Below are 15358 nucleotides of genomic sequence, written 5' to 3'. Positions count from 1 at the left end.
CTTTTATAGGCGGTCTCCCATGGTCCCTTTGCAGACAAAGGTCAACCGCCCCGACGCATAACATGCCCGTTTTTTCAGCAATTTTTCTGTAACACTTTACTGAACGGTTACCCAACGCAGGATAAAGAAGTTGTCAGGCCTTTGAGTCAGCTCAATATTTTTGCCAGTCCCCCAAACGAGCGGCTGAACATACATCGGAACGTAGGCTGTTTCGTCCTGCAAGATCTTTGCGGACTCATCCAGCATTGCCTGACGCTTGGTGTCGTCAATTTCCGACTGGATCATAGGCAAAAGCTCGTCGATTCGAGCGTTGGAATACCCGGCAAAGTTCCAACTTCCCAACTTCTTTTCGGAGTTTGGCGTCGAAGCAAGGAACCGAAGCGGATGTTCCGCATCAAAGGTTCCCGGGGACCAACCAAGAAGGTACATATCATAGTTGTCTGCACGCAACTCCGGCCAGTAGTTTTGGACCGGCATGGCCTCAAGCTGGGCCGTCATACCAACCTGTGACAGCATAGAGGTCACAGCCTGACAAACCGCCTCGTCGTTCAGATAACGGTTGTTCGGACATTTCAAACCAAAGCTGAAACCATCTGCATAGCCAGCCTCTGCCAAAAGCGCCTTGGCCTTGTCTGGATCAAACGCGGGGCGGTCCGCATTCGCTTCCGAATACCCACGCATTGCGGGGCTCACCAACTGGCTTGCAGGTTCGGCGTTGCCCCGCATTGTCACTTTCAGAATCGCGGGAACATTAACGGCGTGCGCCACGGCAGCCCGTACGCGCGGATCCAGGAATGGGTTCGGCTTTCCGGCATCATCGCCATATTTCAGCACGTCAGATTCCTGCGCCATTCCGAGCATGATCACACGGGCTTCGATCCCGCGAATAACGTTTACGTCGCCAGATTCCGCTAGTCGTTCAGCGTCCTGAATGGGCACGGGATTGATCATGTCGACATTGCCACTCAGGAGGGCCGCAACGGCAGTTGCCGGATTCTGAACCGGAGTAAACTCGGCGCGCGTGATATTATGCTCGGCCTCGCCCCACCATCCGCCATGCGGCACCAACTCTGTGCGCAGGCCCGGCTCGCGCTCCGAAACCATAAAGGCGCCCGTTCCGTTAGCGTTAAGGGTAGCGTAGTTTCCGTTTTCTTTGTCAGGCAACGCCGCATCATTGGCTTCTGCCCAATCTTTGTCCACAATCATCCAGTTCGCGATGCTGTCGGGAAAAATTGGGTTTGGCGCGGACGTCATGATGTCCACTGTAAATGCGTCAACAACTTTCACTTCCGACACAGGCGCAAACCAACTGCGAGTGTCGCTGACTTCGTTGGAGGCGCGCTCGTAAGAGAAGAGCACATCTTCAGCATCAAAGGCGCTACCGTCATGAAAGGTCACACCTTCGCGTAAGAAGAAGCGCCACCCATCGCCGTCGCCGATCGGCTCCCAGCTGGTCGCCAGCGCCGGTTCAATGGACATGTCCTTGCCGCGACGAACAAGCCCTTCATAGACATTGTTCAAAAAACCCAAAACGGCAGCTGTGTTCACGGCATGCGGGTCCATTGTCTGCGGGTCGGTCGTGCCTGCCCACTTGAAGTCTTTAGCTGCGACTGGGCCGGCCAATGCAGCCGCAACCGCCAGAATACTCAAAGCGTTTTTCATTGTGTTTCCCCTCAAATTCGGTTGCGGCGCGGTTCAGTCAGGCGTCACGTCAACCCATGGCGTTAACCATTCCACAAAGGAAGGCTCCAAGGCAAAAGAAAACCCCGCACCACAGGGGTGGCACGGGGTTCAATGTCAAATCGTAAGCATTGCTTACTTCATCTTGAAGTATTTGAACTTCGCAGTGTCGTCCGGCGCGACAATTGTGTCGATGTTGGACTTCATGCCCCAGTTCAGAACTTGGTGGTGAATCGGGATGTACAACTGTTCATCCTGCACAACAGTCCAGATCTCGTTGATCATCATGTTGCGCTTGTCCAAGTCTGTTTCACTCGCCAGTGCTTCGATCTTGACGTCAAGATCCGCATCGCTAAAGCGCGTGCCGTTCCAGGAACCGTATTTCTCGCCCTTGGTATGCGCGAGGAAGTTGAACACATACTCGGAGTCATAAGTCGGAACGCCCCAACCCAGCATGTAGAAGTCGGTTTCGAGGTTGTTGATCAGCGGGAAGTGCTGTGCTTTCGGCTTGGCATCGAGGTTCACCTTAACGCCGATTTTCGCCAACATACCCACAGCCGCCTGACAGATCTTTTCATCGTTGATGTAACGATCGTTCGGGCAGTTCAGCGTGATGCCAAAGCCGTCTGCGTAGCCTGCTTCGGCCATAAGGGCTTTTGCTGCGTCAATGTCGGTTTTTGACGAACCGTCCATTTCTTCGTTCCAGCCATTCACAAACGGAGGAGCAATCATGCCCGCCGGCGCGGACTGACCACGCATCACGACTTTCTTGATCGCTTCGCGGTCGATTGCCATGGACATCGCCTTGCGAACACGTACGTCCGACATCGGGTTCATGCCATCAACGTCGTCACCGGCGATGTCTTCGGCGGCTTGGTTCATACCAAAGAAGATCACGCGGTTTTGCGGTGCAGTGCGCACGTCCAGACCGTCGGTGCCAGCTACACGACCAAGGTCTTGCACCGGGACATCCTGAATGAAGTCAACTTCGCCGGACAGCATCGCTGCGACACGGGTCGCTGCGTTCTGAATCGGCGTGTAGATGATCTCGGTCACTTCCATCGGGAATTCGTCTTTACCCCAATAGTTGTCGTTGATCGTCATGACAGTTTTTACGTCGGGCTCACGGCTCACCAATTTATATGGACCGGTGCCGTTCGCGTTCTTGGCTGCAAAGGTGTCTTCGCCACCCTCATAGTCCTGAACTTTCACCGCATTGTTTGCCTCTGCCCAGTCCTTGTCCATCATGAACATGTTGGTCAGGTTGTTGGGCATGATCGGGTTCGGACCGTTGGTCTCGATCTCGATTGTGTATTTGTCGGTCGCCCGGACCTCTTTCACCGAGGCCAGAAGTTCCTTGTAATCGGAATCGTCAGTCATAGCGCGGTCGAGCGAGAACTTTACGTCTTCGCTATCGAACTCTGCACCGTCGTGGAAGGTCACGCCTTCACGCAGCTTGAACACCCAAATGTTCGGATTGTCGGCGGACGGACCCCATTCGGTCGCCAGTGCCGGTACCATTGCGCCTGTCATGTCGCGCATTACCAGCGGCTCCATGATCTGGTGGGCCAGAGCGGATGTCGGGCCTTCATTCTGCGCGTGCGGGTCAAGTGTCAGCGCGTCACCGGCGCGCGCCCAACGCAGCGTCTCGGCTTCGGCCATCAGCGGCATTGCTACCAAGGCGGCAGTTGCCAGAAGTGTGGACTTGAATTTCACGTTAAGTACTCCCCTACTTTTTGTGATTGTGGCGGGATGATCTCCCCCTCGTCCCCCTTTGACAAGCCCATTGTGAACAATTGTTCAGGTCTTCCTCGCATAATCACCATAAACAATTGAAAAAAATAATAAAAAAGGGGCATGCACCGCTGCGCATGCCCCACAATTTGAGTGTTTTTTGCCGTCAGGAACGGACTTCTTCCATGAAACGCTCACGGATCACGATCGGGTTGGTCTTGATAACCGGTACCTTCACGTTGCCGCTTTCACATTTTGACACAATGATTGTCATCTCGTCCGACTCGATGGCTGCCTTAACGGCATCCGCGGTCTGTTCTGCGCTCACCGTTTGCACATTTTGCGCACCGCACGCCTTTGCGACGGCCGCCAAATCTGTGTTCATGCCGGCATAGGTCGGCTGGTCTCCTGTCGAGCCATAAGACCCGTTGTCGATGATCAGAAGAGTGTAGTTGCCTTGCGGGTTGTTGCCGATTGTCGCCAACGTTCCGAGGTTGGTCAGTACCGACCCATCGCCATCAATCGCAATCACCGGCTTGTCCTGCGCCGCCGCCAGACCAAGGCCAATCGAACTTGCCAGCCCCATCGTACCCAGCATGTAGAAATTGGACGGCTGATCGTCCATCGCATGCAACTCTTGGCTCGGCGCGCCGATGTTGCACACCACTAGGTGTTCGCTAATCACGGATTTCAGGGTTTGGAAAACATCATTTCGGATCATGCCGAAGCCCTCCAGAAGGTTGCATCGCAAAGGATCGCGACCGGTTTGCTTGCCATCTGGCAATACTCAAGAATGCCAGGCAGCTCCGCGGCGTCTTCCGGTTTATGGAAGTGATATGTCGGAATGTGCATCTGGTTGAGTATCGCCTTTGTGTGCAGTGCCATTTCTACCTGACACGCCACCGGTTCACCCACTTCTCCACGATACGAGATCAGCATCGGTAGTGGTATCTGATAGAACTGAATCAACGTTGCCAAAGTATTCACGACCACGCCAAGTGCAGTGTTTTGCATCACGATGCAGGGCTTCATTCCGCCCATATAAGCACCGGCGCAAAGCCCCATACCCTCGTCTTCTTTGTTCGATGGCATGTGCATGATCTCAGGCGTTTCCTCCAGCACCTCGATCACCCCTGCCAGCTGTTTGCACGGCACCGAGGTAACATAGTCAATCCCCGCCGCCTTCAGATCGTTCACGATCTGCTTGTCCATTTCAGTTACCATGTTTCCTCCCATTTCCTCCACTATGCCAGCCGGTCCAACACCAGATCCGCGATCATGGTGCTTACCCGCACGTTGCTGTCCTGCGTCACACCGGCAATGTGTGGTGTCAGGATCAGATTCTTAATGCCTTTGAAAATTGCGGCCGCCTCTTGTGTAAGAGGTTCGGTTTCAAAAACATCCAATGCCGCACCGGCGATATGGCCGGACGCCATAGCCGCCACCAGCGCCTTTTCATCTACTACGCCGCCCCGAGCGGCGTTGATCAAAACAGCCCCATTTTTCATCTGGGCTAGGCTTTCGGTGTTGATAATGTGCCGCGTCTCATCTGTGAGTGGTACATGCAAACTCACAACATCCGACCTAGAGAGCACCTGTGAAATTTCGCCACGCTCTGCTTCTGCCCATGCTGGGTGGTCTGCGGGCAAGAATGGGTCATACGCAATCAGAGACATCCCCATCGCCCGCGCAAGCCTGCCGGTTTCCTGAGCGTTTGCTCCGAAGCCCAAAAGACCAAGCTTCCGGCCGCCGATTTCGCGGCCCGAAGATTGGGCGCGCGGCCATTTACCCGCCATCATTGCGTGCTTGGAATGATAGGCGTCCCGCAAAAGGATGGCTGCATTGGTGACCACATATTCGGCAACTGACAGGGTGTTGGCCCCGAGCGCAGGCATGACTTCAACTTTCCGGGCTTTGCAAGCCTCGAGATCAATGTTGTCTAAGCCCACGCCAAGTCGACCGACACACTTCAGGTCTGGTGAAGCATCCAAGAGCGCAGCGGTAACCTGCGTTCTGTTACGGACGATAAGTGCCTTAATCCCAGCCATCCGTGCCGGAATGTTATCTTGCGTGTCCGCCAATTCCGGTGCGTAGGTTGTAGCGTGGGCGGCCTTCAACCGCCCAACCGCGTCTTCATCCATGAACTCGGTGATCAAAATCATCGGGTTCCTCCTCCCTTGATCTGATCGTCTCAGAGACCGGCCACGCAGAAGTATTTTGTCTCCATGTAGTCGTCGAGACCTTGGCTGCCGCCTTCTTTGCCCATGCCGCTTTCCTTCACCCCACCAAAGGGTGCTTCAACGGTGGTGATGAGGCCGGTATTGATTCCAACCATGCCGTACTCCAGCCCCTCGTTCAGGCGGAACGCGCGCGCGATATCGCGGGTATATGCATAGGCCGCCAAACCGAAGTCCGTGTCATTTGCCATCTCAATTACGGCGTCTTCGTCTTCAAACTTGAAGACTGCCGCGAGTGGGCCAAAGATCTCTTCCTTGGCGAACATCATGTCCTGCGTCGCACCTGTGATCACTGTCGGCTCAAAGAAGCTGCCGCCATTGGCATGGCGCTTGCCGCCCTGCACCACGTCGCCGCCTTTGGAAGTTGCGTCGTCGATGAACTCCTCAACTTTCGCCACCGCGCCATCGTCGATAAGCGGCCCCTGCTGCACACCATCTTCGGCACCATTACCAAGCTTCAGAGCCGCTACAGCCTCTTTCAGCTTTGCCACAAATGTGTCGTGAATGCCGGCCTGAACGTAGAAACGGTTGGTGCAGACACAGGTCTGTCCCATGTTGCGGAATTTCGCAATCATCGCGCCCTCGATGGCGGCGTCCACATCCGCATCATCAAAAACGAGGAAAGGTGCGTTACCGCCCAGTTCCATCGATACCTTCTTCACGGTGTCCGCGGACTGGCGGATCAGAGTCTTGCCCACTTCGGTAGAGCCTGTGAAGGTCACTTTTCGAACGTCCGGGCTTTCCATGATGGCACCGCCAATGCCGCGGGCCGAACCAGTTAGGATGTTGACCACACCATCGGGATACCCGACGTCCTGGCACAGTTTGCCCCAGACAAGTCCACTGTAAGGTGTAGACGTTGCCGGCTTTGCAACAACGGTACAGCCTGCGGCCAGAGCCGGAGCGAGCTTGCGCGCCAACATGGATGATGGGAAGTTCCACGGAGTGATTGCGCCCACAACACCCACAGGATGTCTTGTCGTCATCAGGCGGCGATCATTGCCCGGGGCAGGAATAATCTCCCCCTTCGCACGGCGGATTTCCTCGGCGAACCACTTCACGTAGGCCGCTCCAATAGCAATTTCGCCACGCGCCTCAAAGATGGGCTTGCCCTGTTCTGCTGTTAGCATCTGCGCGAGATCTTCCTGATTGTCCATCAAGGCGTCATGCAGCTTTTGCAAAAGTCCCACCCGCTCCGACAGAGGCGTGCGGCTAAACGTCTTGAACGCGGCGCTTGCCGCTGCAATCGCCCGCTGGGTCTCATCTCCACCCGCATTTGGCACAGTACCCAGAACATCGCCTGTCGCCGGGTTGGTTACATCAATCGCCGTGCCGCTATCGGCGCCGACCCACTGGCCACCGATCAGGTTGGCCTCCATCATCAAACCGTTGAAGTTGCTCATGTCTCCCCCTTTGAAAAGACGAATTGCGTGTGTTGAGTGTAAGTTTCTCCGGGCCGAAGTACGGCTTGCGGGAAATGAGAATGGTGGTGTGCGTCAGGCCAGATTTGAGGTTCCATGGCAAGGCCCGCATAAGCCCCCATTGGCTGCCCATGCAAACCGGGTATGTCGATATCGATGTTGGATCCGTCATAGACCTGCAATCCCGGCTCGGTTGTACGGCACAGCATGGTAACACCCGAAATCGTGCTGCTCAGTGTTGCCACACTCCGTATTGCTTCGCGCGTATCCGACAGACAGAAATTGTGATCAACATCGTGGGCTTGCTTCACAGGCGCCGCTCGGCGGAAATCAAATTGAGAGCCGGCAACGACAGGTAACTCACCCGTCGGGATAAGTTCATCGTCAACTGGCGTGAAACGGTCCGCGTCAATCGACAAAAGATGGTCCGAAATCCGCCCGCATTCATCGAGCGTGAAATAACTGTGGTGGGCAAGCGAGCAGATGGTGGCCTTATCGGCCTCCGCCGTCATCTTTAAATCCAATACACCGGCATCAAGTAGCGTAATTTCCACTCTGGCAGTCAGCGCACCGGGAAACCCCATATGTCCGTCCTCCAGAACGATCTTCATTGTCACGCTGCTTGGAGAGTGAGCTTCGATCACCCATAGCCGCTTACCCATGCTATCCGCACCGCCGTGTAGCGTATGCTTCCCGATAAAATTGGTATCTAGCTGATAGGTCTCTCCATCCAGTTCAAGATGACCGTCACGAATGCGGTTCGCAAACCGACCGGCCGTTGCACCAAAGTACGGCGACCGCGTTAAGTATGGGGCAAATTCCGGAAAACCCAGAACCAAGGGTGCGTCGTGACCCGAAAGGCGGAGGTCCTGCAACACTGCGCCGTATGTGAGCACATTTGCAGTCAGTCCACCGCCTTCAAGCCGAACGCGCTTGACTGTATTGCCGTCCGGCATTTGTCCCCATTCTTCAATCATAGGCTTATCGCTTGGCCCGTACGGGCACTTTCCTCGGCTGCTTCACCGACACGCACCGACCAGAGCCCGTCTTCCAGACTTACCTCGGGCGTGCCGTTTCCGGCGCGCACAAGATCACGGAACCGTTCGTGTTGGAAGAACGTCGATCCGTGGTGATCGCCCGCGGCAAGCACTTTCTCGTCAACATCCACTGTCTCCACGACTACTTCCTTGCTGGCGCGATGCGAGATTTCGATTTCTGAATGTCGCTCTTTCTTGTCGACAGTGAACCTCGCTGGCCCTGGTACCTTCGCCTCGATACGGGCCTTGGCACCTGTCACGGCAATGGTCTCCTGCCAATAGGACCCCTCCGCAAACATGCACAGATCAAGCATGCCGCGCGCGCCATTTTCGAAATCGACTGTGACGAACGCGTTGTCCAAAATATCCGGGATCTGACCGTCATAAGTCTCATCCAGATGGTTCACGTCAACGCCAGCCGAAGCAAAAACCCGCACCGGATTACTTTCAAGCGTCAAGCGCATCAGGTCCCAGAAGTGGCAACATTTTTCTACAAGAGTGCCACCGGTGCGGGCATTGAATCGATTCCAATCCCCAACTTTGTCCAGAAACGGAAAGCGATGCTCGCGGATTGCCATCATCCGAGGAATGCCAGCAGTGCCATCTCTGAGTTCTTTAAGAAGTCGCTGCACCGGCGGCATGTAGCGATATTCCATCGCCACCCAAACTGGCGCAGTCCTTTTTTCAGCTTTGACCAGCACTTCGGAACAATGTGCCGAGGTGGTGCAAAGCGGTTTTTCCACCAAAATCGGCAGCGGCGTTTCCAGAACGTCCAATAGAATTTCGTGGTGCGTATCGTTTGGCGCAGCAATCAGAAGCGCGTCAACCAATCCAGACCCGACCATGTCTTTATAGTCCGCGAATGCACGTGCGGAACCACCCGATGTCTCTACAGACAGTTGGCGCATACCTTCGTCAGGATCGGTTACTGCCGTCACTTCACACCCCTCAAGCAAATTGAGGTTGCGGATGTGCTCCTGCCCCATCATGCCTGAACCGATCAGGCCATATCGAATTGTCATTTCATATCTCCAGAAGCGGCAGGCCCATGGCCCCAGCCGCGCCGCGCAACGCCGCGCGATGATCTCCGTAGGCCAGAGCCATGTGGTGCTCAAGACCGCTAGCGATGATATCGGCAAGCACCTGTTCCGCCCCTCGTTCGAAGCGCAAAACACCGGACGTGCCAGTAAAGCTCATCGGACGCTTGAGCATCTCGGCTTTGCTTAGCACCATATGAGGGCGCCCGTGTGCTTGGCTGATCCGCATAAGCGTGACTTCGCCAGCCTTGAGCGGAAATTGGTACAAAAGCGGTTGCTTGCGATTTGTGTGAATGGTCGCCTCGGCCTTTGCGTCCGGATCGATCATAGACAAAGGCGCCTGACCACAATGCCACACAACTCCCGTGTTGTCCTGTCCATCCATATCGACCAGATCTGTCAAAAACACCGGCGCATCTGCGGCTGCGGCAAGTACCATTTGGGTTAACGCTCCATAGACGTCCGCCTCACAAGCGCAAGGAACCCGCGCCTCACCCATCATGGCCGCTGGACCACATACTGCTCCGCCATACTCGGTAAAAGTCTCCGGCCAGCAACGAATAGCGAAGGCAGAATACCCGCCCTTGTGCTTAAGCGCGTCCAGGCCAACCTTTAGTCTCAACGAGCGATCCAGTTCTTCTGGATCTACTTCATCCAGCCCAGTCAGTTCCTCGTCGGCTTGCGCCCGCAAAGCAGCTGCCTCCTCCGCAGGTGCTGCTTTTGCCAAGTTGAACAAATCCTCAAGAGCAAGCTCATCGACTTCGACACCAGACAGGTCACGCATTGCAGCCTTGTCGTAGGCACAAGTATCAAAACCAACTGGGTGCTCGCCAATCCGAGCGATCCGTTGACCATGGACTGCCTGCGCGATTGCGCGCCCTGCGTCGGTCGTTTCCGGAACATCGCTCAACGCCAACTTGCCCGCCATACGCTCTCCTGCAAGCATCGCAGCCAAATCGCCGGCAACATCGCCCGTTGGATCAGCGTAGAGCCAACCAAACTCTCGATAATTCAAACCAAGCGCGTGGCTTGCAAGGTTCAGCCCGCAAAACGAATTTAGTCGGAGACGATCACCAAGGCGCGGCTCCGGAATCGACCAGATTGACAACGGAACATCGAAGGCTGCCCCGATAGTCACAGTCATGGAGGCGTCAGTAAAGGTGACCTGAAGGATCATAACATGATCCACATCCGCAGCTTTCAGCGTTTCAATGCCGTCGCGGGTTGCTTCTTCGTCAAAGAGCAATTCGCGAGGGCCCACGATTTCATGCCCTGTTGCATCTAGTGCCAGCAGCATCCCAGACAGGTTTTCCTCGGCAAATGGAACATCAAAGGTTGGGCGGCCCAAGGGCAGAATGCCTAATTTCATCGATTTTGTCCTTAGATGTCTGCGTATTCCGCACGGAAGGACGCATCTTCAGCCCGCAACCGCGCACCACCTTCGCCATAGCAGGCGTGTTTTGCCCAGTTGGCGGCTTTGGCGTCGGCCAGAGCTGAGATGTCCTTCATATAATCTACCGCATCACCTTCAAGGCCAGCACGGATGGCATCCCAATCAGGATAGGCGTTGAACGCATCGAGCCAGATTGCACGGCCGGCCAGAAAACCCGATGCACCCGCTTTGAACGCGTGATCTAGAACATTACGGAACTCCGCTTTACCCGCGCCGGCCGACAACATCACCCAAGGGCGACCTGCAAGTCGGCCCATTTCGTCAAAAACAGCCTGCACATCGGCGCTCCCGTCTGCATCCGCTGCATTTACCGGGCTTTCCAGCTTGAATACGTCAACGCCGTATTCCGGCTTGGCAAACTCCTCCACAGAGGCCAGCACGTCATCCGCCTTCTTGCCCTTCATTTCCACGTATTCTTTGGTTTGATGAGCATCCGCAGCCAGCGGGTACACCAGCAATTCAAAAAGAAAAGGAATGTCGTATTTCGCGCAATCGTCACCAATCTGCTTCACATAGTCTTTCTGCGCCTGGTTGACTTCATCGGAAGCGTCCGGACGATACCATGCCAACACCTTGACGGCATCGCCGCCCATTCGCTTGATCTTGCCCACCGACCAGTTGTCGATGCTCGACGAGAGGCGACCACTAGGGGTCTCGGTAAACAGACTGTCTTCCAGCGTGACAACGAGCCCCTTATGCGGGATCAAGGTGTCGAAAGAGTACGGGATTGCATAATGGGGATCCAAAAGCATTGCCGTGGAGTGCCCCTGAAGCGTTTCAACCAACATACCTTTGAACTTTGCCACCTGTTCCCAAGGCGCCTGTTCAACGCCTAGGTGCTTTGCAATCGGGCCTTTGATCGGTGGGCGCTGGTCCACGGCAGTCATCTTGTAAATGCCGTTCTCATCCGCCATGCGGCGCATGCCGCTCAGCTTACCGGGGGTGAGAGTGATCATTGCGTCTTCTCCTTCAGGAAGTCCTCAAGCGCAGCGCGGCTCGGTGCTCCGGCCCGCCCGCCTTTTGTCATACATTTCAGTGCAGCCGCGCCGTTGGCGTAGCGAATTGCCTCTTCCTCACCCATGCCTTCGGCAAGCATCAGTGCGAAAATTCCGTGCCAGACATCTCCGGCTCCCAGTGTGTCTACCGGGGAAATATTGAACGCGGGAACATGACGAACCGCGTCACCATCCGTAAACCAAACGCCGTCTGCGCCGTCGGTAACACATGCCCAGCAATCATGGACCTTGGATATGGCCAAGAGGGCATCTTCGATATCCGCATTTGGATTGAGATCACGCAGCCCCTGCATCGACAAAGCAACGTGGCTCGCCGCGCTCATCAAAACAGGGTCTATCGGCGCCTCTCCATCGAGCACGCCGGGAATGCCTCGGCCTGCCGCCAGTTGCAGCGCGTCCATAGCAGCATCCACCCGTCGGGTGTCCGTTAACACCGCGCCAATTTCCTCGAGATTCTGGAACCAGTCTGTTGCCAAAACCAAACCGGCACCACGGAAGTTTACAATTTGACGTTCGCCTTGGGCATCCAGAAGCACGGATGAATAAGAGCTCTTCGCGCCTTTAGTACGTGTCACATTAGTCACGTCAACGCCTTCCCGCTCCAAATCGGCAAGGATCAGATCACCAATGCTATCATCGCCGAGACGTGCACCAAGAAACGCTTCTCCGCCCAAACGTGCTATGGCAACGGCTGCATTTGCCGCACATCCACCACCGACTATGTCGGCTTCGTCGGTGCCATACTTTTCCGGCAATCTGGGCAGCGTTTCCAAATGAAATACAAAATCCACGACGGCCGCGCCGACGCACAAAACCTTGCTCATTTCGGCACCTCCAGCCCGCTAGGCACTCGATCTGGGATACCAAGACGCCCTTTGATCGACTCCGTTCCCGTCAGCGCATTCAAAAACGCTATCAACTGCGCAACCTCCGCATCCGACAGTTCTACGGGATCAATGTCGGCACGGGATGCCAGACGTGATCGCTCGCGGCTGTCCTGAAATGCGAGGAAATCTGCTTTCGCCAACCAGGGAACCGCTGGAAGAACCGCGTTGCTGGTCTCCCACGCCTCGAAGGCCTCGCGCGGATTCAGGTGATGGCGCACCATACTTTCCAGATCGGCGTAAGCACCATTATGCCCATAGGGCGCAGTCATGGCCACGTTACGCAACATTGGGGTCCGGAACCGGTAGGCGTCCTCAAGTCGGTCGCTCGCACCCATGCGTCCGACATCCCGTACAACTGGGTCCCATTGCCGAGTTTTTCCGGGTCCGAAATGCGGCAACATCAACGCATGAAATTTCTGATCACTCAACAGCTTTCCGGAATGGCAAGAACCGCACTTCGCCTTTCCAAAAAACAAGTCAAGACCGGCCTGCTGGTCCGCATCCAATGCCGCCGAATCTCCGTTCAGAAAGGCGTCATATGGGCTGTCAAAACTCGTAAACTCATGCGTTTCAAACGCAGCTATCGCGTTCACAACGTGAGTGATGTTGATATCCAGGGCTTGATCGACATCGTCGAATGCGGCGATGAACATTTCAGAATACTCTGGGATCACACGCACCCGCTTGGCCACAATTGGCCACACGTTGTCGATACGGTCATACACAGCACCCGCAATCTGATTTTCTTTTGGGTTCCCTGCCATCTCAAATTCGGCTGTCATCGGAAACAGCGCCTGCGCGGCAAGAATTGAATCAAGTCCCTCAGGCAACCACTCTTGCGCGGGACTGTCGAACCCATTTTCATAAATGTCCGACAGTGAGAGCCGCCCGTCGTGGAACAAAATATTGATCTCTTTAGCGCCAAGGTTCCAAAGCGCGGGCGCGTTGCGGGGAATGCGCTTTGCGATCTTTGAATCTCCCTCTCCGGGGGTTCGTTCTTTGCCGAGGCCTTCGCCGCCCTCTCCGATGCCAAGGCTCAGTCCATCACCGGAGCCCAGTTGCGGATGATGGCAAGTCGCGCACGCGATGTTTTGGTTTCCCGACAAGATCGGATCAAAAAACAACAACTGCCCCAACTTCGCTTTCGCCGGATCGACTGCGGGAAAATCTGCCTCTTGCAACGGCTTCGGAAGCGGGTTCCCATACGCGGGCGCCCACGCGAGTGCGCTCAGAACTACCACAAGGGAAGAAATATGAAACGCTTTGTTTTTGTTGCATTTTTGGCGTCTGCCAGTCCGGTTTTTGCAGAGATCGAAACCGGACGTGATCTGATGGATGCCAAGCGTTTTGAAGAAGCGATGGCCGAGCTCCTTCCGGCCGCAAATAGTGGCAACGCAGAGGCCGAAGAACTGATTGGCGTGATGTACGCCCTCGGGTTGGGCGTTGAACGCGACGACATCCGCGCTTTTGAGTGGTACCTGAGAGCCTCTCTCAAAGGCCATGCCGGCGCTCAAAGCGGCATCGGGTGGTACTATGAAGTCGGCCGTGGCATGCCCGCACCCGATCTCATACGTGCCTACATGTGGTACACGCTTTCCGCGATCGGAGGCGATCCTGATGCGGCCATTTCCCTTGAGGAAGTGGTGAAAAAGATGACGGACGAGCAAATCGAAAAAGCCCATATTCTTGTGGATGACTACCGGACTTGGCTTTATCCATTCCGGTGATTTTCGCGGGGTGGGCCGCTACGGCCCACCACCAATTTCAACGCTAGGAAAAAAGACTTAGTTCAAGTCTTTTGCCATACCGGCTTCAATGTCGGCTTCAGCTTCAGCAACGGCTGAAGTCAGCGCGTCAAAGATTTCTTCGCCACCCTTCACATTGGTTTTGAACCAGTCATAGACAGGTGCCGCGGCTTCCTTGAAAGCAGCCTTTTCGTCCGGTGTGGGAACATAGAGATCACCGCCGCCTGCAACGAAATCTTCATAGGCCTTGATAGACTTGCGCTTCGGCGAGGCAAAGGTTGCCTGCTGCAGAGCCGAGAAGCCGTCAACAACCACACGACGCATGTCTTCTGGCATGGACATGAACTTTGCATTGTTCATCCACCACAGCGCACCCATGTAGGCGTGGCCATCCAGCGTGACATATTGCAGACCGGCATCAGGGAACTTCATGCCCATGATGTCGGTGATGCCGTTCTTGGAGCCCTCAACAACACCGGTCTGGAAGGAAGTGAACAATTCCGGCCACGGGATCGGGGTCGGAGACGCACCTAGGGCGCGCACCAGCTCTTGCGGCAGGTCGGCTACCACTGTGCGGATCTTTAGGCCTTCCATATCGGACGGAGACGCAACACGACGCTTCGTGTTGGCAAAGTTGCGCCAGCCACCGGTATTGCCGATAGTCATCAGACGGATGGCATCGCCGGAATCCGCGAGTGCCATTTCACGCATCTTGCGTGTGAAGTCGCCTGCCAGAACTTGCTCCGCGATGCGGTCATTCGCCATCAGATATGGCAGATCAAGCACCTGAACATATGGGAAAATACCCGACGCACCGCCGGAAGTGGAGATGTAGACATCGATGGTGCCGTCAGCCACGCCCTGTAGACACTCCGCGCCTTTCGCACACAGCTGCGTGCCAATGAACAGTTCGACTGCAATTGCGCCGTTCGACGCGCTTTCGACGAAGTTCTTGAATACGACAAGGCCGTCATAGTCCTCGTCGTTTTCATTAGAATTGGCAGTTGCACGGATGGTGAAATCCGCCGCCTGCGCTGCAACAGCCGTGGTCGCCATAAGCGCCGCAGTCGCCACTGCCTTAAAGGTTTTGCTGAACATATTTTCCTCCCTG

The 15358-nt window shown here is 55.4% G+C and carries 14 protein-coding genes; 1 reads left to right on the top strand and 13 read right to left on the bottom strand.

Features of this window, described 5'->3' with window-relative positions; genetic code table 11:
* Nucleotides 1-96: 96 nt before the first annotated feature.
* From BXY66_RS01990 to BXY66_RS01935, 12 genes are all read right to left on the bottom strand, one after another.
* On the bottom strand, nucleotides 97-1662 hold the full coding sequence (locus BXY66_RS01990; RefSeq protein WP_132858503.1) for an ABC transporter substrate-binding protein: 1566 nt from the start codon (nucleotides 1660-1662) through the stop codon (nucleotides 97-99).
* A 153-nt stretch (nucleotides 1663-1815) separates the two neighbouring features.
* A complete protein-coding gene (locus BXY66_RS01985; RefSeq protein WP_132860306.1) occupies nucleotides 1816-3351 on the bottom strand; it encodes an ABC transporter substrate-binding protein in 1536 nt (511 codons plus the stop codon).
* Between the two features lie 229 nt (nucleotides 3352-3580).
* Nucleotides 3581-4135, bottom strand: coding sequence for a sulfopyruvate decarboxylase subunit beta (gene comE / locus BXY66_RS01980; protein WP_132858502.1), 555 nt, complete (start codon nucleotides 4133-4135; stop codon nucleotides 3581-3583).
* Nucleotides 4132-4638: a sulfopyruvate decarboxylase subunit alpha gene (gene comD / locus BXY66_RS01975; RefSeq protein ID WP_243694274.1), complete on the bottom strand. Its 507-nt coding sequence runs from the start codon at nucleotides 4636-4638 to the stop codon at nucleotides 4132-4134. The genes comE and comD overlap by 4 nt, the downstream gene beginning before the upstream one ends.
* A gap of 20 nt (nucleotides 4639-4658) precedes the next feature.
* Nucleotides 4659-5576 (bottom strand): hydroxyacid dehydrogenase, encoded by a 918-nt coding sequence (locus BXY66_RS01970; RefSeq protein WP_132858501.1) that lies wholly within the window; start codon nucleotides 5574-5576, stop codon nucleotides 4659-4661.
* A 29-nt stretch (nucleotides 5577-5605) separates the two neighbouring features.
* Complete coding sequence (locus BXY66_RS01965; RefSeq protein WP_132858500.1) at nucleotides 5606-7054, bottom strand: NAD-dependent succinate-semialdehyde dehydrogenase; 1449 nt, start codon at nucleotides 7052-7054, stop codon at nucleotides 5606-5608.
* Nucleotides 7051-8049 (bottom strand): aldose epimerase family protein, encoded by a 999-nt coding sequence (locus tag BXY66_RS01960; RefSeq protein ID WP_132858499.1) that lies wholly within the window; start codon nucleotides 8047-8049, stop codon nucleotides 7051-7053. Before BXY66_RS01960 ends, BXY66_RS01965 begins: the two co-directional genes overlap by 4 nt.
* Nucleotides 8046-9131, bottom strand: coding sequence for a Gfo/Idh/MocA family protein (locus BXY66_RS01955; protein WP_132858498.1), 1086 nt, complete (start codon nucleotides 9129-9131; stop codon nucleotides 8046-8048). The genes BXY66_RS01960 and BXY66_RS01955 overlap by 4 nt, the downstream gene beginning before the upstream one ends.
* A gap of 1 nt (nucleotide 9132) precedes the next feature.
* Nucleotides 9133-10515: a hypothetical protein gene (locus BXY66_RS01950; RefSeq protein WP_132858497.1), complete on the bottom strand. Its 1383-nt coding sequence runs from the start codon at nucleotides 10513-10515 to the stop codon at nucleotides 9133-9135.
* An 11-nt stretch (nucleotides 10516-10526) separates the two neighbouring features.
* On the bottom strand, nucleotides 10527-11555 hold the full coding sequence (locus tag BXY66_RS01945; protein WP_132858496.1) for a tagatose 1,6-diphosphate aldolase: 1029 nt from the start codon (nucleotides 11553-11555) through the stop codon (nucleotides 10527-10529).
* Nucleotides 11552-12439 carry a PfkB family carbohydrate kinase gene (locus BXY66_RS01940; protein WP_132858495.1) on the bottom strand — a complete coding sequence of 296 codons (888 nt, stop codon included), beginning with the start codon at nucleotides 12437-12439 and terminating at the stop codon, nucleotides 11552-11554. The genes BXY66_RS01945 and BXY66_RS01940 overlap by 4 nt, the downstream gene beginning before the upstream one ends.
* Nucleotides 12436-13743 (bottom strand): cytochrome-c peroxidase, encoded by a 1308-nt coding sequence (locus tag BXY66_RS01935; RefSeq protein ID WP_243694273.1) that lies wholly within the window; start codon nucleotides 13741-13743, stop codon nucleotides 12436-12438. The genes BXY66_RS01940 and BXY66_RS01935 overlap by 4 nt, the downstream gene beginning before the upstream one ends.
* 12 nt (nucleotides 13744-13755) lie before the next feature.
* On the opposite strand from BXY66_RS01935, the gene BXY66_RS01930 reads away from it, so the two are divergent.
* Nucleotides 13756-14229, top strand: coding sequence for a tetratricopeptide repeat protein (locus tag BXY66_RS01930; RefSeq protein WP_132858494.1), 474 nt, complete (start codon nucleotides 13756-13758; stop codon nucleotides 14227-14229).
* 57 nt (nucleotides 14230-14286) lie between these two features.
* Here BXY66_RS01930 and BXY66_RS01925 read toward each other — a convergent pair whose 3' ends face one another.
* Nucleotides 14287-15345 carry a TRAP transporter substrate-binding protein gene (locus BXY66_RS01925; RefSeq protein ID WP_132858493.1) on the bottom strand — a complete coding sequence of 353 codons (1059 nt, stop codon included), beginning with the start codon at nucleotides 15343-15345 and terminating at the stop codon, nucleotides 14287-14289.
* Nucleotides 15346-15358 lie beyond the last annotated feature (13 nt).

Source organism: Shimia isoporae (genome assembly GCF_004346865.1).
Classification (GTDB): Bacteria; Pseudomonadota; Alphaproteobacteria; order Rhodobacterales; family Rhodobacteraceae; genus Shimia; species Shimia isoporae.
The sequence above is the reverse complement of the archived record's forward strand: the minus strand, read 5'-3'. Positions and strand labels throughout refer to the sequence as shown.

Coding starts and splice junctions, on each gene's coding strand:
- BXY66_RS01990 (WP_132858503.1), bottom strand. CDS start 1,662: ATGAAAAACGCTTTGAGTATTCTGGCGGTTGCGGCTGCATTGGCCGGC.
- BXY66_RS01985 (WP_132860306.1), bottom strand. CDS start 3,351: ATGCCGCTGATGGCCGAAGCCGAGACGCTGCGTTGGGCGCGCGCCGGT.
- comE (WP_132858502.1), bottom strand. CDS start 4,135: ATGATCCGAAATGATGTTTTCCAAACCCTGAAATCCGTGATTAGCGAA.
- comD (WP_243694274.1), bottom strand. CDS start 4,638: ATGGTAACTGAAATGGACAAGCAGATCGTGAACGATCTGAAGGCGGCG.
- BXY66_RS01970 (WP_132858501.1), bottom strand. CDS start 5,576: ATGATTTTGATCACCGAGTTCATGGATGAAGACGCGGTTGGGCGGTTG.
- BXY66_RS01965 (WP_132858500.1), bottom strand. CDS start 7,054: ATGAGCAACTTCAACGGTTTGATGATGGAGGCCAACCTGATCGGTGGC.
- BXY66_RS01960 (WP_132858499.1), bottom strand. CDS start 8,049: ATGATTGAAGAATGGGGACAAATGCCGGACGGCAATACAGTCAAGCGC.
- BXY66_RS01955 (WP_132858498.1), bottom strand. CDS start 9,131: ATGACAATTCGATATGGCCTGATCGGTTCAGGCATGATGGGGCAGGAG.
- BXY66_RS01950 (WP_132858497.1), bottom strand. CDS start 10,515: ATGAAATTAGGCATTCTGCCCTTGGGCCGCCCAACCTTTGATGTTCCA.
- BXY66_RS01945 (WP_132858496.1), bottom strand. CDS start 11,555: ATGATCACTCTCACCCCCGGTAAGCTGAGCGGCATGCGCCGCATGGCG.
- BXY66_RS01940 (WP_132858495.1), bottom strand. CDS start 12,439: ATGAGCAAGGTTTTGTGCGTCGGCGCGGCCGTCGTGGATTTTGTATTT.
- BXY66_RS01930 (WP_132858494.1), top strand. CDS start 13,756: ATGAAACGCTTTGTTTTTGTTGCATTTTTGGCGTCTGCCAGTCCGGTT.
- BXY66_RS01925 (WP_132858493.1), bottom strand. CDS start 15,345: ATGTTCAGCAAAACCTTTAAGGCAGTGGCGACTGCGGCGCTTATGGCG.